This is a genomic window from Protofrankia sp. CiP1_Cm_nod2 (genome assembly GCF_920664355.1).
In the GTDB taxonomy this organism is placed as follows: Bacteria; Actinomycetota; Actinomycetes; order Frankiales; family Frankiaceae; genus Protofrankia.
Genome location: NZ_CAKKTL010000063.1, coordinates 1 through 24807, shown reverse-complemented (window position 1 = coordinate 24807; position 24807 = coordinate 1). Strand labels below are relative to the sequence as shown.

General features: G+C 69.6%; 26 protein-coding genes, 2 tRNA genes and 2 pseudogenes. 18 read left to right on the top strand and 12 right to left on the bottom strand.

Translation table 11 applies throughout. From position 1 onward, the window contains the following. Positions 1–158: 158 nt before the first annotated feature. Positions 159–668 carry a hypothetical protein gene (locus NBW84_RS09555; RefSeq protein ID WP_250283736.1) on the bottom strand — a complete coding sequence of 170 codons (510 nt, stop codon included), beginning with the start codon at positions 666–668 and terminating at the stop codon, positions 159–161. Between the two features lie 139 nt (positions 669–807). Between NBW84_RS09555 and NBW84_RS09550 the strand changes: the two genes are divergently transcribed. Further along, positions 808–1080 (top strand): type II toxin-antitoxin system Phd/YefM family antitoxin, encoded by a 273-nt coding sequence (locus NBW84_RS09550; protein WP_445548206.1) that lies wholly within the window; start codon positions 808–810, stop codon positions 1078–1080. Beyond that, a complete protein-coding gene (locus NBW84_RS09545) occupies positions 1077–1493 on the top strand; it encodes a type II toxin-antitoxin system VapC family toxin (protein WP_250283732.1) in 417 nt (138 codons plus the stop codon). Before NBW84_RS09550 ends, NBW84_RS09545 begins: the two co-directional genes overlap by 4 nt. Positions 1494–1799: 306 nt before the next feature. Here the strand turns inward: NBW84_RS09545 and NBW84_RS09540 are convergent, their stop codons facing one another. From NBW84_RS09540 to NBW84_RS09530, 3 genes are all read right to left on the bottom strand, one after another. Continuing rightward, positions 1800–2069 carry a cytochrome C oxidase subunit IV family protein gene (locus NBW84_RS09540; protein WP_250283730.1) on the bottom strand — a complete coding sequence of 90 codons (270 nt, stop codon included), beginning with the start codon at positions 2067–2069 and terminating at the stop codon, positions 1800–1802. Between the two features lie 10 nt (positions 2070–2079). Next, complete coding sequence (locus NBW84_RS09535; protein WP_250283728.1) at positions 2080–2619, bottom strand: cytochrome c oxidase subunit 3; 540 nt, start codon at positions 2617–2619, stop codon at positions 2080–2082. Positions 2620–2740: 121 nt separating this feature from the next. Then, a complete protein-coding gene (locus tag NBW84_RS09530) occupies positions 2741–3817 on the bottom strand; it encodes a hypothetical protein (protein WP_250283727.1) in 1077 nt (358 codons plus the stop codon). Between the two features lie 565 nt (positions 3818–4382). Here NBW84_RS09530 and NBW84_RS09525 point away from each other — a divergent pair. Continuing rightward, the gene (locus NBW84_RS09525; protein WP_250283725.1) at positions 4383–4946 is read left to right on the top strand and encodes a hypothetical protein; all 564 of its coding nucleotides are present in this window, start codon (positions 4383–4385) and stop codon (positions 4944–4946) included. Positions 4947–5094: 148 nt separating this feature from the next. Here NBW84_RS09525 and NBW84_RS09520 read toward each other — a convergent pair whose 3' ends face one another. The 3 genes from NBW84_RS09520 to NBW84_RS09510 form a co-directional block, all read right to left on the bottom strand. Then, complete coding sequence (locus tag NBW84_RS09520; protein WP_250283723.1) at positions 5095–6138, bottom strand: NAD-dependent epimerase/dehydratase family protein; 1044 nt, start codon at positions 6136–6138, stop codon at positions 5095–5097. A 159-nt stretch (positions 6139–6297) separates the two neighbouring features. After that, positions 6298–7443, bottom strand: a complete 1146-nt coding sequence (locus NBW84_RS09515) for a sensor histidine kinase (protein WP_250283721.1) — start codon at positions 7441–7443, stop codon at positions 6298–6300. A gap of 37 nt (positions 7444–7480) precedes the next feature. After that, positions 7481–8200 (bottom strand): response regulator, encoded by a 720-nt coding sequence (locus NBW84_RS09510; RefSeq protein ID WP_250283718.1) that lies wholly within the window; start codon positions 8198–8200, stop codon positions 7481–7483. A 250-nt stretch (positions 8201–8450) separates the two neighbouring features. Here NBW84_RS09510 and NBW84_RS09505 point away from each other — a divergent pair, with 250 nt between their 5' ends. The 3 genes from NBW84_RS09505 to NBW84_RS09495 are packed head-to-tail and all read left to right on the top strand — an operon-like array spanning position 8451 to position 10578. Further along, positions 8451–9101 (top strand): glycosyltransferase family 2 protein, encoded by a 651-nt coding sequence (locus tag NBW84_RS09505; RefSeq protein ID WP_445548208.1) that lies wholly within the window; start codon positions 8451–8453, stop codon positions 9099–9101. Positions 9102–9112: 11 nt separating this feature from the next. Next, positions 9113–9814 (top strand): DUF2064 domain-containing protein, encoded by a 702-nt coding sequence (locus tag NBW84_RS09500; RefSeq protein WP_250283742.1) that lies wholly within the window; start codon positions 9113–9115, stop codon positions 9812–9814. Next, the gene (locus NBW84_RS09495; RefSeq protein WP_250283715.1) at positions 9811–10578 is read left to right on the top strand and encodes a class I SAM-dependent methyltransferase; all 768 of its coding nucleotides are present in this window, start codon (positions 9811–9813) and stop codon (positions 10576–10578) included. The genes NBW84_RS09500 and NBW84_RS09495 overlap by 4 nt, the downstream gene beginning before the upstream one ends. Here NBW84_RS09495 and NBW84_RS09490 read toward each other — a convergent pair. Beyond that, positions 10533–11093: a hypothetical protein gene (locus NBW84_RS09490; RefSeq protein ID WP_250283713.1), complete on the bottom strand. Its 561-nt coding sequence runs from the start codon at positions 11091–11093 to the stop codon at positions 10533–10535. The genes NBW84_RS09495 and NBW84_RS09490 overlap by 46 nt on opposite strands. Next, entirely contained in the window at positions 11090–12301 is a 1212-nt protein-coding gene (locus tag NBW84_RS09485) for a molybdopterin-dependent oxidoreductase (RefSeq protein ID WP_250283711.1), read from the bottom strand. Before NBW84_RS09485 ends, NBW84_RS09490 begins: the two co-directional genes overlap by 4 nt. A 114-nt stretch (positions 12302–12415) precedes the next feature. Here NBW84_RS09485 and NBW84_RS09480 point away from each other — a divergent pair, with 114 nt between their 5' ends. From NBW84_RS09480 to NBW84_RS09455, 6 genes are all read left to right on the top strand, one after another. Beyond that, entirely contained in the window at positions 12416–14068 is a 1653-nt protein-coding gene (locus NBW84_RS09480; protein WP_445548205.1) for a glycosyltransferase 87 family protein, read from the top strand. Positions 14069–14199: 131 nt separating this feature from the next. Beyond that, entirely contained in the window at positions 14200–14580 is a 381-nt protein-coding gene (locus tag NBW84_RS09475) for an RNA-binding S4 domain-containing protein (protein ID WP_250283707.1), read from the top strand. A gap of 200 nt (positions 14581–14780) precedes the next feature. Next, complete coding sequence (locus tag NBW84_RS09470; protein ID WP_445548204.1) at positions 14781–15623, top strand: alpha/beta fold hydrolase; 843 nt, start codon at positions 14781–14783, stop codon at positions 15621–15623. 228 nt (positions 15624–15851) lie between these two features. After that, complete coding sequence (locus NBW84_RS09465) at positions 15852–16406, top strand: hypothetical protein (RefSeq protein WP_250283705.1); 555 nt, start codon at positions 15852–15854, stop codon at positions 16404–16406. 365 nt (positions 16407–16771) lie between these two features. Then, positions 16772–16846, top strand: a tRNA-Asp gene (locus NBW84_RS09460). Between the two features lie 93 nt (positions 16847–16939). After that, positions 16940–17013 (top strand) — tRNA-Phe (locus NBW84_RS09455). An 888-nt stretch (positions 17014–17901) separates the two neighbouring features. On the opposite strand, the gene NBW84_RS09450 is transcribed toward NBW84_RS09455, so the two are convergent. Beyond that, positions 17902–18609, bottom strand: coding sequence for a cation transporter (locus NBW84_RS09450; protein ID WP_250283703.1), 708 nt, complete (start codon positions 18607–18609; stop codon positions 17902–17904). Continuing rightward, entirely contained in the window at positions 18609–18944 is a 336-nt protein-coding gene (locus NBW84_RS09445) for an ArsR/SmtB family transcription factor (RefSeq protein WP_250283737.1), read from the bottom strand. The genes NBW84_RS09450 and NBW84_RS09445 overlap by 1 nt, the downstream gene beginning before the upstream one ends. 716 nt (positions 18945–19660) lie before the next feature. Between NBW84_RS09445 and NBW84_RS09440 the strand changes: the two genes are divergently transcribed. Genes NBW84_RS09440 through NBW84_RS09420 form a run of 5 tightly spaced genes read left to right on the top strand, consistent with a single transcriptional unit; the run spans position 19661 to position 23873 of the window. Further along, positions 19661–20620, top strand: a complete 960-nt coding sequence (locus NBW84_RS09440; RefSeq protein WP_250289674.1) for a metal ABC transporter solute-binding protein, Zn/Mn family — start codon at positions 19661–19663, stop codon at positions 20618–20620. 4 nt (positions 20621–20624) lie between these two features. Further along, complete coding sequence (locus tag NBW84_RS09435; RefSeq protein ID WP_250283699.1) at positions 20625–21536, top strand: ATP-binding cassette domain-containing protein; 912 nt, start codon at positions 20625–20627, stop codon at positions 21534–21536. Then, on the top strand, positions 21533–22453 hold the full coding sequence (locus tag NBW84_RS09430; RefSeq protein WP_250283698.1) for a metal ABC transporter permease: 921 nt from the start codon (positions 21533–21535) through the stop codon (positions 22451–22453). The genes NBW84_RS09435 and NBW84_RS09430 overlap by 4 nt, the downstream gene beginning before the upstream one ends. Next, positions 22450–23361, top strand: coding sequence for a metal ABC transporter permease (locus NBW84_RS09425; protein WP_250283696.1), 912 nt, complete (start codon positions 22450–22452; stop codon positions 23359–23361). Before NBW84_RS09430 ends, NBW84_RS09425 begins: the two co-directional genes overlap by 4 nt. 26 nt (positions 23362–23387) lie before the next feature. Beyond that, positions 23388–23873, top strand: a complete 486-nt coding sequence (locus NBW84_RS09420; protein ID WP_250283694.1) for a Fur family transcriptional regulator — start codon at positions 23388–23390, stop codon at positions 23871–23873. A gap of 15 nt (positions 23874–23888) precedes the next feature. On the opposite strand, the pseudogene NBW84_RS09415 reads toward NBW84_RS09420, so the two are convergent. Further along, positions 23889–24020, bottom strand: a pseudogene (locus NBW84_RS09415) (zinc transporter permease); the annotation flags it as partial. Between the two features lie 301 nt (positions 24021–24321). Between NBW84_RS09415 and NBW84_RS09410 the strand changes: the two are divergent. After that, positions 24322–24712 (top strand): annotated as a pseudogene (locus NBW84_RS09410) (SCO5389 family protein). Positions 24713–24807: the final 95 nt, after the last annotated feature.

Below are 24807 nucleotides of genomic sequence, written 5' to 3'. Positions count from 1 at the left end.
ACAGCGCCACCGGGCAGCCGGTCGGCTGGTGTCTTGAGCAGCTTCCCGACGGGGAGCTGGCGGTCTGGTCGGCATCCCGAGACGAGCTGCTCGGTGCCTCGCCCGAGGCGTGGCGGTGGCTTGGGTGGCTTGTGCCGCGCGGCGGCCGGCTCGTCCGGCTACCGGCCGAGACCTGGGGCCCACTCCCGCCACTGGCCCGGCCAACAGCGCCGCCGCCGTAACCCACCGCGACCTCGACAGCCGATCCCGGACGCCCACCGGGCTGCGGCCCCGCCCGCGCGGGGATCATTGAACTGCTGGTTGTTCGCCAGCTTCGCCAGCCGAGCCATCCTTACCTGCCATGCGCTCCGGGTCCCGTATGGCGACCACGCTCCAACCCACCTTTGTGTGCCCCAGGTGGTGAAGCCGCCGGCGGCGAGCCCGTCGACGCCGGGCAGCGTGCAGTCGAGCCGGGCGTCCTCGACGAACCCGTCGAGGTCTCGCTGGGGGATCGCCTGACGAGCCCCGGTCACGAACGTCTGCGGCAGGCCGGTACGGCGCACGAACTCGCTGATCAGCCTGGACTTGCCGGCCTGGCGCCGCCCTCGCACGCTGACCAGCCGGCCCCGGCCGCCACGGACCGCCGCGAGGTGGGCGGCCAGCCGCGCCAGCTCCTCGGCACTGCCCACGAAGTCCTCATGCACACGCGAAGACCAACATTCATGTTACTGACATCGACGCCGGTCACGAAGGACCGGCGTCGATGGCCGTGTCACCCTCCGCCGCGACGACACCAGGACAGTACTACCCACGTACTACGATGAGTCGGTGGAACAGGTACCTGTGCGGGTGCTCAACCAGGACACCGCGGGCGTGCTCGCGCGCGTCGAGCGCGGCGAGACCATCGAGATCACCCGGCATGGCAAGGTGATCGGCCGTATCGTGCCGGCGACACCCGGGGAGCTCGACGACCTGATCGCGGCGGGCAAAGTCTCCCCGGCCACCATCACCGGCCCTTTCGTCGCACCGAAAGGGCCACAGATCAGCGGCCTGGAAGCCGGCGAACTGATCAGGCAGCTCCGCGACGAGGAACGCTGGTGATCTATCTGGACACCTCCGCGATCGTGAAGCTGATCAGGCCCGAGCTGGAGAGCGACGCCCTGGCCGAATGGCTCAACGCCCGACCGGCCGAGCATGTGATCACTTCTAAACTCGCCGAAGTCGAAGTCCCACGGGCGTTACGCCGGGAGGAACCAGCACGGCTGGCGGCGGTGGCCAGCGTTCTCGCCCATCTTGACCGCCTGGACATCGACGACGCGGTCCGAGCCACCGCGGGCGCCTACCCCTTCCCCCATCTACGGTCGCTGGACGCTATTCACCTCGCCACCGCGGACCAGCTCGTCGCGTCCGGGAAAACAGTCAGCGCCTTCGTGACCTACGACAGACGCCTGGCCGCCACCGCCGAAGAACTCGGCCTGGTCACGACAGCACCCGGCCGGCCCGTCCCGCAGTAAGCACTCCACGTCGGACCTGTTGACAGGCCACCTGGCCGAGGCGGCGTTGGCGAAGTTGTGATCATATCCAGGGCGGCTTCCGACGACGGGTGGACGAGGCTGACGATGCCCGGCTCCAACCGTGCGGGATCGGTGGTGATGGCAAGGGAGCCCATTCCGCTCGACACCATCACGACCCGCGGGAGCGTCGAGCGCCGCAGCAGCGGGATGAACGCACGCATCATCCGTACCGGCCCGAGGACATTCGTCTCGTAACAGAGCCGGAAGTCCTCCGGCCCGGGCGCGCTCATGGGCCGGCTGGACGGGTCAGCTGAGGCCGACTATGAGGCCCCACACCAGGACGATCCAGCCGTGGAAGGCGAGCTTCAGCGCGAACGGGGCGTGCCTGAGCTCCATGAAGTGCATGCCGACCAGGTGGAGCTTCGCCGCCACGACGGTCATGACGAACGCCGTCGTGGCGACGCCGCGGGCGCTTTCGGACTCGGCGAACCACGACGAGCCGGCCGTCAGCAGCAGGAGCCCCACGAACACCAGCCGGACCAGCCGGCCCGGGGCCACCGTGCGCGGGCGCGCCATCAGATCGCCGTCAGATGAGGTACAGCAACGGGAACAGAACGATCCATAATACATCCACCATGTGCCAGTAGGACGCGCACGCCTCGACCGTCGTGGCCTTCGGACGACGCGACGGATTTCTCGTCGCCTTCCGCAGAAAAGCGAGCACACACATACCGACGGCGACGTGGAGAGCGTGTATCCCGGTGAGCACATAATAGTACATGTAGAACGCGTCCGTCACGGGATAAATGCCGGCGTGCAGCTTCTCGCCGTACTCCAGAGCTTTTCCGCCCATGAATCCGAGGCCGCAGGACAGCGCCAGCGTGAAGAATCTCGACGCCCGGCCGAACCCACCGGCCTGGACCTCCTGGACGGCCCGTACGACGAACAGCGAGCTCGCCAGAAGAACTATCGTGTTGACGAGCCCGATCGCGATGCCCAGATGCTGCTGTGACCGGGCGAACAGCTCCCGGTCACCGGCACGGGCGTCCATGAAGATCGCAAAGAACACCCCGAACATCGACATCTCGCCGAGGACGAGGACCCAGACACCGGCCTCACCGGGCACATGCGGGGCACGCGCGGGTGGGGCATGACCGCCGCCATCGGGCACGTCCGGGACGTGGCCACGCGGCCCGGGGGCGCCGGCCCGAGCGCCCGACGACGGCGGGTACGCCGACGCCGGCCGTTCAACCCGCATACGCGCCCGAGGCACTCTCAAGCCGCCGTGCCTGCTCCTCCACGGCCCCCCGATAGGTGGCCCATGCCATCACGAGCAGCCACACACCGAATATGAACAGCGGGATCCAGTAGACCAGCACGCCGTGGTAGGCGAACGGCCCCGTCTTGAAGAACAGCATCAGGATCACCGCCATGAAGAGGAAGCACTCCAGCACGTTGAAGTAGGCCACCCAGCGCGGGAAGACCGGTTTCGGCCCGGTGTCCAGCAGCACCGCCAGCGCGATGGCGCCGCTCTGCAGAACGAACGGCATGAACGGCATGAACAGCAGGATCCAGCCCAGGTCGTGCAGCGTCTGCGTCACCTCGGGGCTGCGCTCCGGCCGGAACGAGGCGGCCGCCAGGACGAGCATCGGCACCCACAGGAACTGCCAGGCCGCCAGGCCGGCGCCGAACTGCAGGTAGGCCAGGGCCTTCTGCTCCGGCCGGATACGTAACATCTGACGCAGGATCACCGTGATCAGCGGGCCCCAGACCATGAATCCGACCAGCGTCAGAATGATCCCGAAACGGATGAGGTTCGTGTTGTCCCGATAGAAGTCGGCGACCTTCTCCGCGGACCAGTAGGCGGGCAGCGCCGGGATATAACCGGCGACCAGCAGGCCGACGAACATGAGGAGCACGCCGATCGGCACAACCGCCGAAAAGGCGCGTTCGATCCGGTCGCTGACCGTGAGACGCGTCGACGAGTCCGTAGGCGCCGGTGGGTTCACAATGAGTGTCAACAGATCTCCTCGGGGAGTATGGGCCTGGTACGGATTCGATGGCCGGACGCCCGCACCGCCACCGCCGGCGGCGAAAACAGCCGGCTGCTTCTCGGCCCGCACGATGTCCGCGTACTTGGTGATGAGCCGGATCGGGCCATAGCCCTCGACGTGCGCTTCCGCCAGCGGCGCGTTCTCCCGCCGCCGCCGGTACGCCGTGCGGAGCGGCTCGTCGCCCCGGCGCCCCTCGGGCAGCGCCACATGCCGCGCGATCTCGCCCGGGACACCGACGGCCGAGGCGGACCCCGTGTACGTGACGGTCATGCGAGGCTCCTGCGTCAGGGCGAGCAGCCGTCTGATCGGTCTGAACGGCCCCGTCCGGCGGTGCACCTCATCATGTGATGTCGGTCACGAATCCCGCATCACCCATAAGGGAGCTTTTCCTACTCCCATGAGAGGCCGGTCATACCGGCCAGGACGACAGACCCACCGCGCCGTGCGGGCAGGCGGGCAGGCGGGCAGGCGGGCAGGCGGGCAGGCGGGCAGGCGGGCAGGCGGGCAGGCGGGCAGGCGGGCAGGCGGGCCCACCGGGATCAAGCGGACCGCCAGCCCTCCGGAACCCCGCCTCACGGTCGGGCCTCTACATCGCGATCTACATCGTGCCGTAGATCGCGATCGGCGCGCTCACGGCCACACCCGCCACCCCGAACGGCTCTCATGGGCTTTCGTGATCTGCTTACAGGCAACATATGCCTACACCGTGTTCCCACGGCAGGCGCAAAACTGTCGCCTATATGCCAATAGTATCTGATCAGTTGCCTAAAGTAAGAAGATATCCGTGGCGGAGAAGCCACATCCCGGATGCGACCGACAATTACCAGGAGGAGTCATGAGTCGTTGGGAACTGGCGAGCCGGACCCGGATACGCGCCTTCCGTGAGGGGCCGTTCGTGCTGCTCGTCGCCGAAGGCGAGCTGCCCAGCCCCGGCTACGAGGTCGACATCGCCAGGAGCCTGCTGCGCATCTTCCCGCAGCAGTTCAATCTCCTGCGCCGCGCGAAGCCGGGTATCTTCCCGCAGCACGTCACGCCGTACCGCTACGCCGAGGCGGTCCGCTACCCCGAGGACCAGGACACGATCACGGTCCATCACGCCGACGGCACCGACCACGTCGACATCGAGCCCGCCGGCAAGGACCTGGTCAGCTTTGTGGAGGCCGTCCGCGGTGGCGCCGACCGGCCCGCTCCGCCGGCGGGAGCCGAGGAGGCCATCGGCCTGTCGTCCAAGCTCAGCTTCGACGAGGCGTTCGCCAACGCCGTGGCCAACCTGCCGCCCTCGGACATCATCCTCGCCGACGGGCTGGCCCGCGTCCAGGTGCTTGAGATCGGCGGCCTGTTCGGCGGCTTCGCCGGTTTCCACCACCTGTTCGTCCGGGTCAGCCGCACCATCACCTGAGCAGCATCACCTGAGCACCATCCGCCTGACCATCGTCCGCCCGGGTATCGTCCCGGCTGGCAGAACAGGCCGTTTTCCGGCAGGGGCGATATCCCGGAGCGTGAAGCCCACCGTTCACCGGTGCCGGGAACGAAGGCACCGTGGGTCGTCATCCGCGCAGCGGATCGCGGGCGAAGGCATTCACCCCGTCGCTGAAGACAACCCGGGGCTGATAACCGAGAAAGCCCCGGGCGCGGGCGGACGAGGCGGTGACATGGCGGACGTCACCGGCCCGATATGAACCGGTGACGACGGGCCCTGGTCCACCAAAGGCCCGAGCCAGTACCGAGGCCATGTCACCGACGCTGTGCGGCTCACCCGAGCCGATGTTGAGCGGTACGAGCTCGCCGGGTGCGCCCGGGTGCCGCAGCGCGCGCAGATTCGCCTGCGCGACGTCGTGGACGTGGACGAAGTCGCGCAGTTGTCCACCGTCCTCGAACACGCGTGGCGGCTCGCCCCGTTCCAGTGCGCTACGGAAGATCGACGCGACACCGGCGTACGGGGTGTCCCGGGGCATTCGGGGGCCGTAGACGTTGTGGTAACGCAGCGCCAGGACGCTGCCGCCGGTGGCGATGGCCCACGCGGCGGCAAGGTGCTCCTGAGCAACCTTCGTGGCCGCGTAAACGCTCTTCGGCTTCAGCGGCGCGTCCTCGGTGACAAGCGTCGGCTCCAGCGGACAGCCGCAGCGCGGGCACGGCGGCTCGAACCGGCCGGCATCCAGCTCGGCCGGTAGCCGCGGGCCCGGGCGCACCGGCCCGTCGGCCGGGCAGCGGTAGCCACCTTCGCCGTAGACGACCATCGAACTCGCCAGCACCAGGCGCTGTACCCCGCGACGGGCCATGGCGGCCAGCAGCACCGCGGTGGCGAGGCCGTTGTGCGTGGCGTAGGCCGGCAGGTCGTCGAGATCTGCCCCCAGACCGACCATGGCGGCCTGGTGGCAGACGGCGTCCACACCGTCGAGCGCGGCTTCGACCTGGGAGCGGTCGGCCACGTCAGCGACGATCAGCTCGGCGGCGGCGTTCACCTCGGGCCTGCCGCGATGCACCGCCGGCAGCAGCGCGTCGAGGATTCGGACGCTGTCGCCGGCCGCCACGAGCGTGTCGACCACGTGGGAACCGATGAACCCGGCGCCGCCGGTGACCAGAATGCGCATACCCGCGGACGCTAACGGCTCCGGGGCGCTCCAGATCTTACAAGTCGAGGAAGCCCGTAGGAGACCGGAAAGCCCGGAGGAGACCGGGAAGCCCGGGAAGCCCGGATGCGTGACGCGGCCCGCGGGCATGCGTCTGCCCAGGTGGCCAGGGAGCGTTGGTCAGGCGGCCGGGAGCGCGACGACGAAGCGACAGCCGCCCCGGTGGTTGTGCACGGTGACGTCGCCACCATGGGCCTCGACGATCCCGCGGACGATCGCCAGCCCGATCCCCGAGCGCACCCGGAGCTGGTGGGGATGATCGCCGCCGCCGGGTGTCCGCGCCGCCTCGCCACGGAAACCGAGTTCGAACAGGCGGGGCAGATCGTCGGCGGGGATACCGCCGCAGCGGTCGGCCACGGCGAGCAGCGCCCGGTCCCGCGCGGTGTCCGCCTCCGCGGTGACCTCCACCGTCCCGTCGTCCGGAGTGTGCCGGATGGCGTTGACGAGCAGGTTGGTCAGCGCCCGTCCGACCTCGGTCGCGTCGGCGATGACGAACAGCGCATGATCGGCGGTGCCGGTGAGGGTGACGCCCTTGGCCCGCGCGATCGGGTCCACGACGGCGATCGCGTCCGACACGAGGTCGGCGAGGCAGACCTTCTCAAGAGTCAGCCGGAAGGCCCCGGCCTGCAGACGGGCCAGCTCGAACAGGTCGTCGACCATGCCGGTCAACCGCTCGGCATCGGCAAGTATCAACCGATGGTAACGAGACATTGTCTCACTGTCGGTCACCAGGCCGTCCTGTAGCGCCTCCGCCGTCGCCCGGATTCCCGCCAGCGGGGTCCGCAGGTCATGGCTTGTCCAGGCCACCAGCTCGCGTCGGCTGGCTTCCAGCGCCCGTTCACGGTCACGCGCCGCCACCAGCCGGATATGGGTGGCATCCAGCGTATGTGCCAGCGTGGCGAGCTCAGCCGTGGGGACGCGACCCGCTCCGTGATAGCCGGCCTCACCGAGAGTGGCCGCGGCACTGGTCAGCATGGTGGTGGCGGTAACGACCGGCCGCCCCAGCCGCACCGCGGCGGCGGTGGCGACCACCGTCGAGACAGCGACCACGATCAGCACGACCCGCAGGTCGTGGTCGGAAAGGAACATCGCCCGCGCGGTACCGGCGACCCCCGCCGCCACCGCCAGCACCGGCACGACCGAGAGCGCCGCCACCGTGGCCCACAGCGGCCGTCCCCGCAGCAGACGCAGCAGCGGCACCCCCGTCAGCGCGGCCACGGCCGAACAGGCAAGCGCAATCATCACGACCTGTAGTTCGGCGCTCACGATCACTCCGTTCTGCCGCGTTCTTCGCTACTTTCTGTCACGATCCATAGGCAACAGGCGGGTCGTCGGCAGGCGGCGGCGCCTGGTCGTACCGGTAGCCGACACCCCACACGGTGACGAGCATCCGGGGGGCGGTCGGATCGTCCTCGATCTTCTCCCGCAGCCGGCGGATGTGGACGGTGACCGTCGAGGGGTCGCCGTAGCTCCATCCCCACACCTGTTCCAGCAGCTCGGCACGGGTGAAGGCGCGGCCGGGATGGCGCAGCAGGAAGGCCAGCAGATCGAACTCACGCACCGTGAGGGAGAGCGCCACCTCGTGCCGGGTGACGGTACGGGCGGCCGCGTCCACGACCAGCGTGCCGGCACGCAGCACACCGGATGCCGGTGGCGGCGGCTCGGTCGCCCGCCGCAGCACGGACCGCACCCGCAACGTCAGCTCGCGCGGTGAGAACGGTTTGGTCACGTAGTCGTCGGCACCCGTTTCGAGGCCCGCGATACGGTCCGCCTCCTCACCCCGAGCGGTCAGCATGATCACCGGAACCGGCCGGCGTTCCCGCAGCCGGCGGCAGACCTCGATGCCATCGATGCCCGGGAGCATCAGATCGAGTACGACGAGATCCGGCGCGCTGTTCTCGGCCATCCGTAACGCCGCGAGGCCGTCCGCGGCGCGGTCGACGTCAAAGCCCGCGTTACGCAGATACCGGTCGACGACCTCGGCCACGGTCGGGTCGTCATCGACGACGAGGACACGGGTCACGCCGTCACGATAAGGGCCTGACAACCGGCTGTGACCAGCTCGGGGACGAGCTTCTCCACTTCGTAATCCTCTGCGGTAGGCGGCGAGCACGAGATTCACATCCTTCGTGCGCTTCGCGAGCTTTCGCTCATTTGTGCGCCTTGGGGCGGTGACTGGTGAGGCGGGGCGTTCCTCGTCCCGTAAGGGTCGATCAGGAGGTTTCGCCCCTACAGTCGCACTTATGGTTACAGAAAGTGACAAATTGCGACCTCTGGTGGACGTCGTCCTGCCCTGTCTGAACGAGGCCGGCGCGCTGCCCTGGGTTCTGGGCCGGATGCCGCCCGGCTACCGGGCGGTCGTCGCGGACAACGGCTCCCACGACGGATCACCCGAGCTGGCCCGCGAGCGCGGGGCGGTCGTGGTCACCGTGCCCGAACGCGGCTACGGAGCCGCGGTACACGCCGGCCTGCGGGCCACGGACGCCGAGGTGGTGTGCGTGTGCGACGCCGACGCGTCCCTCGACCCGGCCCAGCTGCCCCGTCTCGTCGACGAGCTGCTGGCCGGACGTGCCGAGCTGGCGCTCGGGCGGCGGCGCCCGACCTCGCCGCGGGCCTGGCCACCGCATGCCCGGCTCGGCAACGCGGTCGTCGCCGGACGGCTGCGCCGCCGCGGCGTACCCGTCCGCGACCTGGGGCCGATGCGGGCCGCCCGCCGTGACGACCTCCTGCGGCTGCCGGTCGCCGACCGCCGGTTCGGCTACCCGTTGGAGCTGCTCCTGCGGGCGTCGCGGGCCGGCTGGCGGATCGTCGAGATCGACGTTGACTACCGCCCGCGGGTCGGCCGGTCGAAGGTGACGGGCTCGCCGCTCGGCACGGCCCGGGCCGTGCGCGACATGTCCGCGCTCCTGGCAGGCCTGCGGTGAGGCTGCTGGTGGTGGCGAAGGAACCCGTGCCCGGCCGGGTCAAGACCCGCCTGACGCCACCGTTCAGCCCGGAGCAGGCGGCGGCCGTGGCCACCGCCGCGCTCGCGGACACCCTGGCCGCGGTCCGCGCGCTCGGCCGCCTTCCCGGTTTCGGCCGGCTGCGTCCCACCCTCGTCCTCGACGGCGCCGTGGGCCCGTGGCTACGTGTGCCGGAAACACCGGAAACACCGGAAACACCGGAAGCGCCGGAGGCGCCGGGGGCACCGGCTGCGCTCGAGGTCGTGCCGCAGCTGTCCGGGCCGTTCGACGCCCGCCTCGCCGCCGCGTTCGACGGGAGCGACGGCCCGACGCTGCTGATCGGGATGGACACCCCGCAGGTGACACCGGCGCTGCTGGCCGACGCCTGCCTCGCGCTGGACTCCGCCGACGCGGTGTTCGGCCCCGCCGCCGACGGCGGCTGGTGGGCGCTCGGCCTGCGACGCCCCGACGGCGAGCTGCTGCGCGACGTCCCGACGTCCCGTCCCGACACCGGTGCGCGGCAGCGGGCCCGCCTGTCCGAAGCCGGCCTGCGGGTGGTGACCCTTCCGGTCCTGCGGGATGTCGACACCGCCGCCGACGCGGCGGTGGTCGCCCGGATCGCACCAGGTGGACGGTTCGCCGCGACGCTGCGAAGCTTCCAGGAAGATCACGCCAACCTGGCGATGATCCCATGACCAGCGGTCAGGCACTCGCGGCCGTCCACGGCCGGTGCTGCCCCACCGCCGTCTACGAAGCTGGGCTACGGTCCGTCTCAGGACAGTTGTGGATACGTCATACCGACGGGCGGCGGGAGCCGCTGCCGGTCGGCCGCTGGCGGGGCAGCGCCAAACCGGGTGACGCGTCCCTGCTGCGTCGATGTAACGGGCCGACTCTTGACGTGGGCTGCGGCCCTGGCCGCCTTGCCGCGGCGCTCACCAGCAGCGGCGTACCCGCCCTCGGCATCGACGTGGCCCCGTTCGCGGTGAGGCTCGCCCGCCGCGCCGGCGCGGTGGCGCTGCGACGTGACGTGTTCGGCCACCTGCCCGGCGAAGGGCGGTGGGCCGTGCTGGTCCTCGCCGACGGGAACATCGGGATCGGCGGCGATCCGGTTCGGCTGCTGCGCCGCACCGCCGAACTGCTCGCCCCCGCCGGCCGGGCACTGATCGAGCTCGAACCGCCCGGGACACCGACCGGCACGTCCCTGATCCGGCTGGAGGGGCCGGACGGCCGGCTGTCGCGGGCGTTCCCCTGGACCTTCGTGGGCGTCGAGGAAATCACCCACCTCGCCGCGGACGCCGACCTGCGCGTCACGGAAACCTGGCACGGCCAGGGCCGCTACTTCGCCGTCCTGTCCACCGGGCGCCACAAGCCCCGGCCCTTTCAATCAGCCGGCCGGAATCTCCCTGAACCAGATCAGAACTTTCCGTTTGAAGAAAAACGGGTACAAATAATACGGTAGATAATTATGGCGGCAGCGCACGCCCAGATCAGGCCGAGGACAATCCCGAGGTTGCGTCCATATGGCAGTGGATTGACCGAGGGATTGTCGGCTGACCCGCCGTAGCCGCGCCACAGGGGCAGCGACGCCAGGGCGACCGCCGCGCTGACCACCGACGCCCCCTGCAGCACCGCCCGGTACGGTGCCGGGACCAGCCTGCCGAGCACGAATCCGGCGGCCATCGTCGCCGGGACGACCAGCAGGTCGTGGACCACGATCCCGCCGATCAGCCACGCCGTCGTGTTCGGCGGGTTCGTGGCCGGCCGCCCGTCGGCCAGGCCGTGGATCCCGTACCCGATCGCGGCCAGGCCGGCGGCCACCACCAGAACCCGCAGCACGGCCGCGACCGTGAGGCCGGTACTGGTACCGGTACCAGTACCAGTACCGGAATCCGCGCCCGCCGGGCCGGCAGGACGCCCCAGGCCACCTGGCTCCTCCTGCCCGTGGATGCGCGGCAGCGGCACCTGTCCGTTCACAGCATCACCACCCGGTGTACCCATTTGGTCTGCAGGACGCCGGGCCTGTTCGGCGCGATCAGCCGCGCCGGGTATCCGTGGTCGATGTCCAGCTCCGCTCCGTTGAGGACGGTGGCCAGCAGGGTCAGCGGGTCCCGGGCATGCGGCGGGCGCACCTCGCTGCTCCGGTAGGCCCCGCCCGCCTCCAGGGACTCCACCCGCACCGTCGCGTCCACCGGGACATCGGCGGCATCCAGCAGGTCCCGCAGCCGGAGGCCACGCCAGGTGGCGTCCGCGGCCCAGCCCTCCACACACGTGATCGGCAGCCTCGATTCGTGATGGGGCAACGCCCGCAGCTCGTCGAGAGTGAGGACGAACGGGCGCGGGCCGACCACCTCCAGCCGATAGCCCGGGCTGCGGGCAGCCGCGGCGACCCCGGCCGCCACCGCGGTCCTGTTGACCGGCAGCCCCTGCGGGCCGATGTCCGGCCGGCGCGGCCCGAGCAGGTCGAGCCCGGACAGGCCCGGCATCCACTGCCCCGCGGTCGTCACCACGATGACACCGGCGGCGCTGGTGACGGCGATACCGAGACCGCGCCGGGACAGCCCGTTGCCCGGCGGCTCGGGAGCACTCACCCGGTCCGTCAGGTGCTGCCGGCTGTTCCGGCCGCGGCCCACGTTCGCCCGCACGACCGCGAGTTTCGCGACGATATGTACACCCAGCGCGCCGATCGTGATCCAGGCGACCCAGTAGTGGGTGACGGTGAAGAAGAACCGGAACCGGTACCACTGGGCGGTGTTCGCGATCCCGGTGGCCAGTTGGAAGACGGCCCCGGCGATCAGCGGCACGATCGACAGCCGCTCCAGGGCATGAGCGACCGAACGCACCGGCGGCCACTCCCACAGCCGCGGGTACACCGTCCACAGCTTCACCAGCAGCAACGGGACGCACACCAGCCCGGTCGTCACGTGCAGCCCCTGCGTCACCCGGTACAGCGACACCGGGCGGGACGGCCAGACGTACCACGACGGTGGGTGCTGCATGAAATGCGACACCAGCCCGGTCAGGAAACACACCCCGAAGGCGATCCCGAGCCAGATACCCAGCAGCGAGGCGACCCGCGGGTCGTGCAGGCGGCTGGGAAAGGCGTTCGCACGTAACGGCCCGCGGCGCAGTGTCGCGGGTGGCTCCGGAAGACGTCCGGTGAACAAGCCGGTGATTGGTCGCACGCCCGCACGGTAGGTCCGGCGCGCACCCCGCCGGCCCCGCCGAAGCCTTACGGAACGGAGAAACCGGCCGTGAGGGCACCCGGACCGCCGGGAAACGCTGCCAGGGTCGGGTCCATGCCCCGCGCCCTTCGCGTACCGCACGCACCGCCGGCGACCCGGGCCGTTGCCGACCCGGGGCACGGCCACACCCGCACGCGGACGGCGCGGGCGCGAATGTGGACGCGGACGCGGATGTGGACGGCGTTGGTTACCGCCGCCGTCGGGCTGCTGGGCCTTCTCGCGGTGCAGACGGCGATCCTGCGCCAGCCCGGCTACCTGCCCGGCCGGGCGAGCGTGCTGTACCTGACCATGCTCTGGTGGGTGCTCGGCGTGATCACCGCGGCCCTGCTGCTGCACGCCGCCCCTCGCCGGCTCGCCGTCGGCCTGCTGCTCGCCGGCACCGTCAGCATCCACGCCGTGGCGCTCACCCATGGCCCGCAGCTGTCCGACGACCTCTACCGCTACGTCTGGGACGGCCGGGTGCAGGCAGCCGGTATCGACCCATACCACTACGGCCCGCTCGACCCCGCGCTCGCCCACCTGCGCGACCACTGGCTGTTCCCGGACCCGGCCGGCTGCGCCGCCATCGGGCGCGGCCCGGGCTGCATCCGGCTGAACTATCCCCGGGCGCACACCGTCTACCCCCCGGTGGCGCAGGCCTACTTCACCATGGTGCATTTCCTGCCCGGCCCGCCGGGTGAGCACAAGACGCAGTTCTACGCGTCGCTGGCGTCACTGGCCCTGGTCGGGCTGATGATGACGATGCTGGTGGCGCGGGGCCGGGACCCACGCCACGCCGGCTTCTACGCCCTTTCGCCGCTCGCCGGTCTTGAGATCGGCTCCGACGCGCATGTGGACGTCCTCGCCGCGCTGCTCGCGCTCGGCGGCATCGCGCTCCTCACCTCGCGGCGCCGTCCCCGATCCGCCAGCACCACGCGGACAGGCGGAGCTGGTGGCGCCGGTACAGCCAGCGAAACCGTCGCAGCCGGCGAAACCGATGCGGCCGGGGAAACACCCACCCGTCGCCGGGCCTGGGTCGCCGGGATGCTGCTCGCGGCGGCGGTGGCGGTCAAGCTGTACCCGGCGCTGCTCCTGCCGGCAGCCGCCCGACGCCGCCCGGTCACCCTGATCGGGGCGACCGTCACGGTCGTCGGGCTCTCCTACCTGCCCCACGTCCTGGCCGTCGGGCCAGCGGCCCTCGGCTTTCTCCCGGAGTACCTCAACGTCGAGGGATACGGCCGGGGCAGCCGTTTCCTGCTGCTCACAGCCCTCGGCCTCGACGGGGCCGTCGCCAAGGCCGTCGCCGTGTCGGTGCTGGCGATGGTCACCGTGGCCGTCCTGCGCTGCGACCCGCGCCGGGTTCCCCTCGAACGGGCCGCGCTGTGGCTCGTCGGGGCCGCCTTTCTCATCGCCACCCCGGTCCAGCCCTGGTACGGCATTCTGCTGGTGGCGCTCGCCGTCCTCGCAGGCCGACTGGAATGGCTCGCCGTCGCAGCCGCCGGTCATCCCGTGTACGTCTCCCTGTTCACGGATCTGCCAGGCGATGCCCGGACGCTGCGAATCCTCTCCTACGCCGTCGCCGCGCTCGTCGTACTCATCGCCGCCCTGCTGCGCCGACGACAACGTGCCACCCGGCCTCCGCGCATGTTCGGCGCGGGCATGATGGCCCTCAGCTCCCCCTGTACGGACGGTGAGCAAACCACTCGGACGGGCAGGAGATTCCGGTGACAATTCGTAATCTCACCCCGTCACCATGCGCCAGTGCCATACGGATGGAGCGTACGCACCGCTCCTTTGCCTCCCGCCTGTCCTCCGTCCGGCTGGTGACCAGGCGGCTGTTGGATTCGTAGAGTCGTGTCATGGCGGCGCAGGAGGAGAGCGTACGGGTCGACGCCTGGATCTGGTCCGTACGGCTGGTCAGTACACGGTCGCAGGCGGCCGCGGCCTGCCGCGCCGGGCATGTCCATCTCAACGGTGAGCGGGTCAAGCCGGCCCACGCGGTGCATGCCGGGGACGAGGTACGGGTGCGGCACGCCGGGCGCGAGCGGACCATCGTCGTCACCCGCGTTCTCAACAAACGGGTCAGCGCGACCGTCGCCGGAGAATGCTTCATCGACCGCAGCCCGCCGCCGGCGGCACGGGAGAGCGTCGCGGCGACGGGTGTCCGCGACCGCGGCGCGGGACGCCCGACCAAACGCGACCGACGCGCTCTGGAACACCTGCGCAACCGCGACCTGTAGACCTGTAGACCTGTAGACCTGTAGACCTGTAGACCTGTAAAATCCGCGGACCTGCCGTCGAGCCGCACCCGGGCCCGGGCGCCTGGGTGGACCCGGACAGGCGATGCCGCGGGCGACGCGCGGTCACGGATGGATGCCGCACGACCCGGCCGGGTACGACCGTTGCCAGCGGTCACGTACATCCGCGCAAGGGGGAGAAAATGCCTTATGTAACCGTCGACCAGGAGAATTCCGGCGATATCGATATCTACTACGAGGACCACGGATCCGGCCAGCCGGTCGTACTGATCCACGGTTTCCCGCTCAACGGGGCATCGTGGGAGAAGCAGATCCCGATGCTGCTGGACGCCGGCTATCGGGTGATCCACTACGATCGCCGGGGATTCGGCAGGTCCAGCCAGCCCGTAACCGGCTACGACTACGACACGTTCACCGCCGACCTGAACGCGCTGATCGAAACGCTCGACCTGCGCGACATCGTCCTGGCCGGCTTCTCGATGGGCACCGGCGAGATCACCCGCTATATCGGCGCGTACGGCACCGACCGCGTCGCCGCCGCGGCCCTGTTCGCGCCGCTCGCACCATATCTGCTGAAAACCGACGACAATCCCGAAGGCGTGCCGGCAACGGTGTTCGAGGAGACCAAGCAGGCCATCCGTGACGACCGGTTCGCCTATCAGAAGGTTTTCCTCGACAATTTCTACAACATGGACGTCTTCGGCGGTACCGCCCGCGCCAGCGAGCAGGCCTGGCAGCACGCCTGGGCCGTGGCCACCGACGCCTCGGCGCTCGGCACGTTGCGGTGCGTCGACGCGTGGTGCACCGACTTCCGCGGTGACGTGCCCGCGCTGTCGAACGTCCCGCTGCTGGTCGCGCAGGGCACCGAGGACCGCATCCTGCCCATCGACAACACCGGGCGCCGGCTGCGGGCCCTGGTCAGGAACGCGCAGTATCACGAAGTCGACGGCGGCCCGCACAACATCGGCTGGACCCACCCCGAGGTCGTCAACCCGCTCTTCCTCGGCTTCCTCACCAAGCAGTGACCTCCCTTCCGGCGATTTCCTCCCGGCCGATGCCCTTCCGGCCGTTGGCTCCTGGTTTTTCCGGGCCGCAATCTCTTCAGACAGGTTGATAATACTGAGTGCAACAAGTCAACAGCGGAGAGTTCTCATAAACTCTGAACGCTTCCTGAACTCAGGGCTCAGGTGATCAGCCCACGCTAGGAATGGATCAGACGTGCCGCTGGGGTACGTCGAAGGGGGTAGACGACGATGCGACCTCGACTTGGCACCACGCTCACGACGATCGCGACAGTCGGGACTCTGAGCATCGCGGGCGTCACCGCGGTAGCACTCGCCTCACCTGGCAGCCCCACCAACCTGATCTCCCCAGCCGGGGCGGCGACCACCCTGTCACCGGGCGAGGACTCAAGCAAGGACACGACCACGCTGGACTCCGACCAGCCGCGACACAGGCATCACCACTGGCACGGCGGCCCAGGCTGGTGGGGCTACGACGGCGACGGCGTCGACGGCGTCGACGTGTCCCGCCCGCTGCACGGCGACGCGACGGTCCGGACGGACGACGGCTACCAGGTCATCACCTACCAGCGCGGCGAGCTGACCAGCCTGTCCCAGACCTCGGTCACGATCAGCAGCAAGGACGGGTACAAAGCCACCTACGCAGTGACCGGCGACACCGACCTCTGGGCCGACGGTGACGACGCCGGCATCGGCGACTTCAGGACCGGAACCACCGTGGTGGTGGCCGCGACCGTCGACGGCGACACCCGCACCGCCGAGCATCTCGCCGAGCTGCCGGACTGACCCGCGGAGCCTGCTGCCGGGGCCTGCCAGCGGCCCCAGCATGGCTGGCGGCTCCGCACAGGCCCACGACAGGGCCCGGACAGGCGCACCACCGGCCCGTCCGGGCCCTGTCGGACGGCCTGCCGGACTCGAAAGATCCGCCGTGTGCGCAGGCACGCCAGCCTCCATCCCCGGACGCTCCCGCCGTGCTGTAGGCTGTTGTCCAGCATCAGACGGAGCCTTGGTCGACCGGAACCCCGATCAACCTCAGAGGCCCCGGAGGAAGCTTCTCAGGAACATGATCACATGATCCTGGCAGGCTCTTCTCACTGAAGACAGGCAGCGGCAACCGGCAAGGCATGTGATACAACTGAACAGCACAGCATGGTCCCGTGGTGAAGTCTGGAGTTCACGCCGCCCTGTCAAGGCGGAGGTCGCGGGTTCGAATCCCGTCGGGACCGCGCTCACGTCATCGGATGCCAGCAGCGACAGCACGCTGACGACATCCATCGATGTGGCCTGCTAGGCCCGCGTATGACAGGATGGTCGCACCGGGGCAGGTAGCTCAGTCGGTACGAGCGTCCGCCTGAAAAGCGGAAGGTCGGCGGTTCGACCCCGCCCCTGCCCACCCTTTTGACCTGCGGAAATAGCAGGATTTGTCGATCACCGGTTGATCGTTATATGGCAACAGGTGTGGCAGCGGCGTCGCGTGATCCCAGTGGCGGCCCGTCTGTCACCGCGGGTGACCTGCGTAAACGGTGAAGCTGACCATCCGCTTTCCGGATGGGAGGTCACGAGGCCTGTGTTCGCGGACGTTGCCACAAGGTAGAGGTCTCGTATGGCAACGGGGCTCGGCCGGCCCGGTCGCGTCGGGTCTGTGACCTGCAACGGTGCTCAGGATCGGGGCCGGTAGACCGTCCGCTTGTGCGGCGGACGGTCGAGGATCTACCAGTCCTCATCGGTACAAATTCTCTCGTGTCGGGTTACCCGTGGCGGAAGCGGGTGCCGGAGCGGTCCAAGGGGACGGGGCCACCTGGCCCCTATGGGGATCGCCGACAGTCTGATGGCGGGCTGCGTTGGGGTGCCGAGCCGATCTGCACGGATTTTGTCCGAGCACGGCTTGCAGCTCGCCCCGTCAACCTACTGCGACGCGCTACGCCGGGCGCCTACGGCTCGGCAGCTGCGCGACACCGAGCTGGAATCCTTTGGTGAAGCGGGTGCATGAGGAGAACTACGGCGTCTACGGAGCGCGGAGGCGTGGCTGACGCTGAACCGGCAAGGCGTTTGCCCGTTGCACTGTGGAACGGCTGATGCGCAACCTCGCCTGCACGGTGCCCGCCGGGGCCGCCGCCGCCGGACTGACCACCCTGGCTGATCCGGCTGCTGCTCGCCCCGGTGACCTGGTCGGTCCCGGTTTGGCTCGCCCGCTCCGACCTTGCCTCCGGCAAGCACCCGACGCTGTCGGCATAGCATCCCGACGGCGCTTTCCTGAACTCTGCGGGTCGCGTTGTTCTGGTCAGGTGCAGCAGTCGCAGCCGAGTACGCATCCGCAGGCGTCGACGGTGCCACCCAGGTCGACGGGGGTGGGCAGGACCGGGCAGCAGGTGTCTCCCGCCCAGGCGTTACGGCCTTCTTTGACGGCGATGACGGCGATCACCAGGGCGGCGATCGGGTCGGCCCAGGCCCAGCCGAGGGTGGTGTTGGCGATCAGGCCGATCAGGAGCACGACGGACAGGTAGGTGCACAGCAGGGTCTGTTTGGAGTCCGCGATGGTGGAGGCGGAGCCGAGTTCCCGGCCGGCGCGGCGTTGGGCGGTGGACAGGAATGGCATGACGGCCAGGGACAGCGCGGCGAGGACGATCCCGGGCAGGGATCCGTCCGCCTGTCCGGTCCCGGCGAGTACCCGGACCGCGTCGACGGTGACATAGGCGGCGAGCGTGAAGAACGACACCGCGATGATCCGCAGGGTCGTCTTCTCCCGGGCCTGGCGCGAGGCGTGGTCGGCGGCGGAGAACTGCCAGGCGACCGCGGTGGCGGAGGAGACCTCGACGACCGAGTCCAGACCGAAACCGATCAGTGCGGTCGAGGACGCGATTGTGCCCAGGGCGAGGGCGGCGACGGCCTCGATGACGTTGTAGGTGATGGCCGCGGCGACGAGGAACCGGATCCTGCGGGTGAGAGCTGTCCGGCGGGCAGGGGAGGGGCTGAGGATCAGCTGGGACATCAGCAGCAGCCCTTGTCCTCGGTGTCGGGGCAGGCGCGGTCAGCTGCGACCGCGAGGACTGCGGTGCACAGGACGTCGAGGGCCTCACCCAGGCGGGGGTCGGCCAGTTCGTAGCGGGTGCGGCGCCCGACAGGGACGGCGACGACCAGGCCGCAGCCACGCAGGCAGGCCAGATGGTTCGACAGGCGGCTTCGGGAGATGCCCAGCTGGTCGGCCAGGTCGGCGGGGTGGGCCGGGGCGTCGCGCAGGGCGAGCAGGAGCCGGGCGCGGATCGGGTCGGCCAGGGCGCGACCGAACCGGGCAAGGATCTCGATGTCGGGGGCTACGGTCAGCACCACTTAACAGTACAGATAATCCTGAACTCAGAACCAGCTGAACTAGTGGACTGCGGGCTGGCCGCGTTCATCTCGTGGCAGTGCAGAGTCCGGTCCGATCACGCCCACCGACCTGGCGGGAGGATGCCAAAGTCGCTGAACCGGCCTCTATCGGCGTCACCCGCCGTAGCCGGTCACCGTCCGCTTATGGAGCCGCATCCACTGGTAGAACCATCGGCAACCTCGGTGAGAATCGGGCACCTGGAACCGCATCGACCAGCCGTCCACGGCGATCGAGGAACTGCCGGCGCGGATCGAGGAGGCCATGCGCCTTTTTCGCCGCCAGTGTGACCGGCCGGCGACCATCCCCGGCATCGGCCGGCACACGGCCGAAGTCATCACGCGGACCGCCGACCTGTGCGCCGCTGCCGGCGTACTCCACTGGCTCTTCCGGCGAGGCCGAAGGCGGTCGCGGCGCCGATGGCATCGGGCAGCTGCAGGTCGGGCGCGGCCCTGTCGACCACGGTAAGCCCGCCAGCACGGCGGGAACTGCGGCGATCCGGCTGGTTGACACCGTCGCATCACGACGGCTCGGTGGCGGGGATGCGTGCTCCCGGCACGGTGGAGGCGACCACCTCGCCACTAACTTGTAATGGTTTTCATTACCTGCTACGTTAATGAAAATGGATCCTAGTATGGATCGCGGGTCCGGTCGGCTGACGAGCGGGGAGATCGTGGTGGATGGTGCGAGGCTGGTCGTGGTAGGGCGGTGGCGGGTCCGGCGCGGTCTGGGGGCGGTGGCCGCCGGCGTGGTGATGCTCGTGGCCGCGTGTGGGACGTCCTCGTCGGGGGATTCCGGGAGCGCTGATGGTGGCAGCGGGAAGATCGCGGTGGTGGCGACGGAGAATTTCTGGGGCAGTATCGCCGCCCAGCTCGGGGGTGATCGGGTGGCGGTCACCAGCATCATCGACAATCCTGACGCCGATCCGCATGACTACGAGCCGACCTCGGCGGATGGCCGGGCGATCGCCGGTGCGCGGTTGGTCATCGACAACGGTGTCGGCTACGACCCGTGGGCGGGCCGGCTGGCGGCGGCGAACCCGGCGGAGGGGCGGACGATGCTGACCGTCGGTGAGCTGGTTGGTGCGAAGGACGGGGACAATCCGCACCGCTGGTACAACCCGGCGGACGTCACCAGTGTGATCGATGCGATCACCGCGGACTACAAGAAGATCGACCCGGCGGACGCGGCCTATTTCGACCGGCAGCGGGCGTCGTTCACCACGACGACGTTGAAGCCGTACACCGATCTCATCGCGTCGATCAAGAAGACGTATGGAGGGACACCGGTCGGGGCGTCGGAGAGCATCTTCGAGATGCTGTCCCCGGCTCTCGGGTTGGACCTGCTGACCCCACCGGCCTTCCTCCGTGCGATCACGGAGGGCACTGACCCGACCGTCGCGGACAAGACCACCATCGACGATCAGATCAGCACCGAGAAAATCAAGGTATACGTGTACAACAGTCAGAACGCCACCCCGGACGTGCAGCGGCAGGTCGAGGAGGCGAAGGCTGCCGGTATCCCGGTGATCACTATTACCGAGACGCTCACCCCGGCCGGTGCGTCCTTCCAGGATTGGCAGGTCGCCCAGCTGACAGGCCTGCGGACGGCGCTGGCGCAGGCAACCGGGAAGTGACGCGATGACGGTGCGCACACGATCCACCCAGGTGTCCGTCGATGCCATCGACACGGTCCTGCCCGCTGGTACCGACCCGCCGACCGCAGTGAACACGGCGGCGGTGTTGTTCCGGAACGCCGCGGTCCGCCTGGGCGGGCGGCTGGTGTGGAGCGGGGTGGATGTCGAGGTCGCCGCCGGGGAGTTCGTCGCGGTTCTCGGGCCCAACGGGGTCGGTAAGTCCACCCTGCTCAAGGCGGCTCTGGGCCTGCTGCCGCTGTCCGTGGGGCGGGCGGTGGTGCTGGATCGGCCGCCCGGGCGGGCCCGCGCCGAGATCGGGTATCTGCCGCAGCGACGCAGCTTCGACCCGTCGGTACGGATCCGCGGGATCGACATCGTCCGCCTCGGTGTCGACGGCCACCGGTGGGGTCTGCCCCTGCCCGGCGGGGAGCGCGGCCGGGCAGCCGGGCGGCGGGTGGCCGAACTCGTCGAGTTGGTCGGCGCCACCGGCTACGCTCACCAGCCGATCGGCCGGCTCTCTGGCGGGGAACAGCAGCGGCTTCTGATCGCCCAGGCGCTCGCCCGCCGGCCCCGGCTACTCCTCCTCGACGAACCGTTGGACAGTTTGGACCCGCACAACGCCGCCGCGGTCGCGGCGCTGATCCGTACGATCTGCCAGAGAGCGGGGGTGACCGTGCTGATGGTCGCCCATGACGTCAACCCGATCCTGTCCAGCCTCGACCGGGTCGTCTACCTCGCCGGCGGCGGCGCGGTGTCGGGCTCTCCCACCGAGGTCATCACCAGCGCGACGTTGAGCCGGCTCTACCAGACCCCCATCGAGGTGCTGACCGCCTCGGATGGGCGGATGGTCGTTGTCGGCCAACCCGAACCGCCCGCGGCGCACACCGACCGCCACGTCGGGACCGGCCACTCGTGATCGTCGCTGCCGCGGCCGACGCGGGCCTGTCGTGGAACCTGGTCCGCGATGTCCGGCAGATGTTCGCCTACCCGTTCATGGTGAACGCGTTCCGGGCCGGGACCGTCGTCGCGGTCACCGCCGGGGCGACCGGGTGGTTCATGGTCCTGCGCCGCCAGACGTTTGCCGGCCACACCCTGGCCGTGGCCGGTTTCCCGGGCGCTGCTGGCGCGGTCTGGCTCGGTCTGGGTGCGACCTACGGCTATTTCGCTTTCTGCCTGGCCGCGGCATTCCTCATCGCGGCCATTCCCACCGCCGGTGGAGCCGCCGCGGGCCGGGCCGCGGAGTCGGCCACCGTCGGTACCGTGCAGGCGTTCGCACTGGCCTGCGGATTCCTGTTCGTCAACCTGTACAAGGGATTCCTCGGCGGGGTCAACGCGCTGCTGTTCGGCAGTTTCTTGGGGATCACCGACGGCATGGTCCTGACCCTGACCGCCGTCGCCGTGGCGATCCTGGCCGTGCTGGCGCTTTTCGGGCGGCCGTTGCTGTTCGCCTCGCTCGATCCGGCTGTGGCGACCGCCGCCGGAGTGCCCGTGCGGGCCCTGTCGGTGGCCTTCCTGATCCTGCTCGGGAGTACTGCCGCGGAGGTCAGTCAGATCACCGGCACTCTCCTCGTGTTCACCCTGCTCGTCATTCCCGCGGCAACCGCACAGATTCTCACCACCCGCCCGGCGCTCAGCCTTGCCCTCACTGTGCTGTTCGGGCTGCTGGTCACCTGGGCCGGGCTGACCGTGGCCTACTACTCGCCGTACCCGATCGGCTTTTTCATCACCAGCTTCTCCTTCAGCCTGTACCTGCTCGCCCGCCTCGCCGTCCACGCGCATGACCTGCTCGACCGGACCGCCCGCACCTCCCATCCCGCGCGGGCGTCGGCATGACCGCGGAGACGGCGGACACCGGACTGACCGCGATGTTCGACCACCCGTTCATGCAGCACGCCTTCCTCGCCGGAACAGGGATCGCCATGGCGGCGGGACTCGTCGGCTATTTCCTCGTCCTGCGTGCGCAGGTCTTCACCGCCGACGCGCTGTCCCATGTGGCGTTCACGGGCGCGCTCGCCGCCCTGACCACCGGGATCGACGCCCGCATCGGCCTGTTCGCCGCCACCATCACCGTCGGGTTCGCCCTCGGTGTCCTCGGCCCCCGCGGCCACGCCGACGACGTCGTCATCGGCAGCGTGTTCGCCTGGGTCCTCGGCCTCGGCGTGCTCTTCCTCACCCTGTACACGACCCACCGCAGCACCGGCAATGGCACCGTCGGCGTCACCGTCCTGTTCGGCTCGATCTTCGGATTGGATGCCTCCCACGCCTGGGAAGCAGCCGTGCTCGCCGCCCTGCTCTGCCTCGCCGTCATCGTGATCGGACGTCCCCTGCTGTTTGCGAGCCTGGACGCCGCGGTCGCCGCCGGCCGCGGTGTCCCCGTCCGCCTCCTCGGCGTCGGATTCCTCGGCCTGGTCGGGGCGACCGCGGCCGAGGCCACCCAGGCCGTCGGCGCGCTCCTGCTCCTCGGCCTGCTCGCCGCGCCCGCCGGCGCCGCCCACCGGCTCGCCACCCGCCCCTACCGCGGCATGGGGATCTCCACCGCGGTCGCGGTCGCCGTGACCTGGGCCGGCCTGACGACCAGTTACCTTGCCCCGCGGATCCCCCCAAGCTTCGCCATCCTCGCCTTCGCCACCGCCAGTTACGCCGTCGCCCTGACCGTCACCACCCGCACCGCCACCGCCATCCACCCGCCGGTGCAATCACCGGCAACCTCGACGGCGCAGAGGTCTCCGACCTCCTCATGAGCCCCAATCTCGTGAGAGGAGAGAAGGTGCCCACCGACGACGTTCGTGCCCCTGACGAAGCCGACACCCGCGACGCACGGCGGGAACCGCAGCGGTGGCGCGTATCCCGCGGCCCTCGTCCCCCACGCGACACCCCGCAACGCCGCACAGTGCTGGCTGCGCTCACCGCTGCCGGCGGAGGGTTCCGCAGCGCCCAAGCCTTGCACGAGCAGATACGCGCCAGCGGGCACCGCATCGGCCTCACCACGACGTACCGCATTCTGTACGACCTGGTAGGCGATGCCACCGTCGACACGATCCGCGGCGAGGACGGCCAGCAGCTGTTCCACCTCGCCCGAACCACCGGGCACCACCACCACCTGGTTTGCCGCAGCTGCGGACACAGCATCGACGTTGCCTCCGACACCGTCGAGACCTGGACGGCAGACCTCGCTGCCGCACACGGATTCGCCGACCTCAGCCATGCGATCGACCTGTTCGGACTCTGCGCCGGATGTCAACCTGACCGGTGATCCTGGGGCGTCGGGTCAGTGTTCGTCCCAGTGCCCGTCGTGGTCGGCGTGGCGATGGTTGTCGTGGATGTAGTCGATGTGGTCGTGGTGGGGGACGGCGACGTGGCCGCAGCCATAGGTGTGCGGGTGTTCTGAGGTGGTGTGGTGGGCCGGGTGGCTGGTGGTGGTCACGGGCGTTCTCCTTGGCGGAGGGCGTTGAGCGGTGCAGGCGCGTGACATGGCCCGTCGGCGAGGCAAGTGATCATGCGAGGCGTACCGACGCGCGAGTGCCCCCAGTAGCGGGCTCGCCCCTCCGGTGCGCGGCGGAGGGTAAGTGTTCGATCACATGAACACGGTAGGGCCTCTTCCCGTCTCGCGCCATGTGAACGTGCCACTCCAATTGGTATTGACAACGGTTGTCAAGCCGGAGATTGTTGATGTTCCAAGTACCTGCGTCAGGAGGTCACTGATGTCCTTGACCGTGTCCCCGGATCTGCTCGCTCAGGCTGAAGCCGGTCATGTCGACCAGGAGGCGTTTCTCGCGTGTGTGCGGGACTCGCTTCCGTACGCCTACAGCCTGGTGGAGCGGCTCGCCGGTGAGCTGCCCACCGCCGAGCGGGACTTCGCCGACAACCTGGTTCCGCCGGCGGACAACGTGGCGCAGGGGCAGTTGCTGCGGGCGATGGCGAGCACTTCGATCCGGGGCGCTGGAACGGCGTTTCGGGGTGGCGTTGGCGTTCCAGAACTGCCATCGGCTGGCCGCGTTCCGCCCGCAGGCGGTCGGAGGCGAGCAGCACCGCCGGTTTATCTCCGCGGAGAGCCAGGTCCTCAACCAGCAGCCGGAGTTTGTCGACTGCTGACAGACCGTCAGGGTGCATGGCTGTGTCGCGTGACCGGCTCGGCCGGGCGTCGGTTCGATCGGGATGTCGCCGCAGCAGGGGGCGGTTTCTCTGCC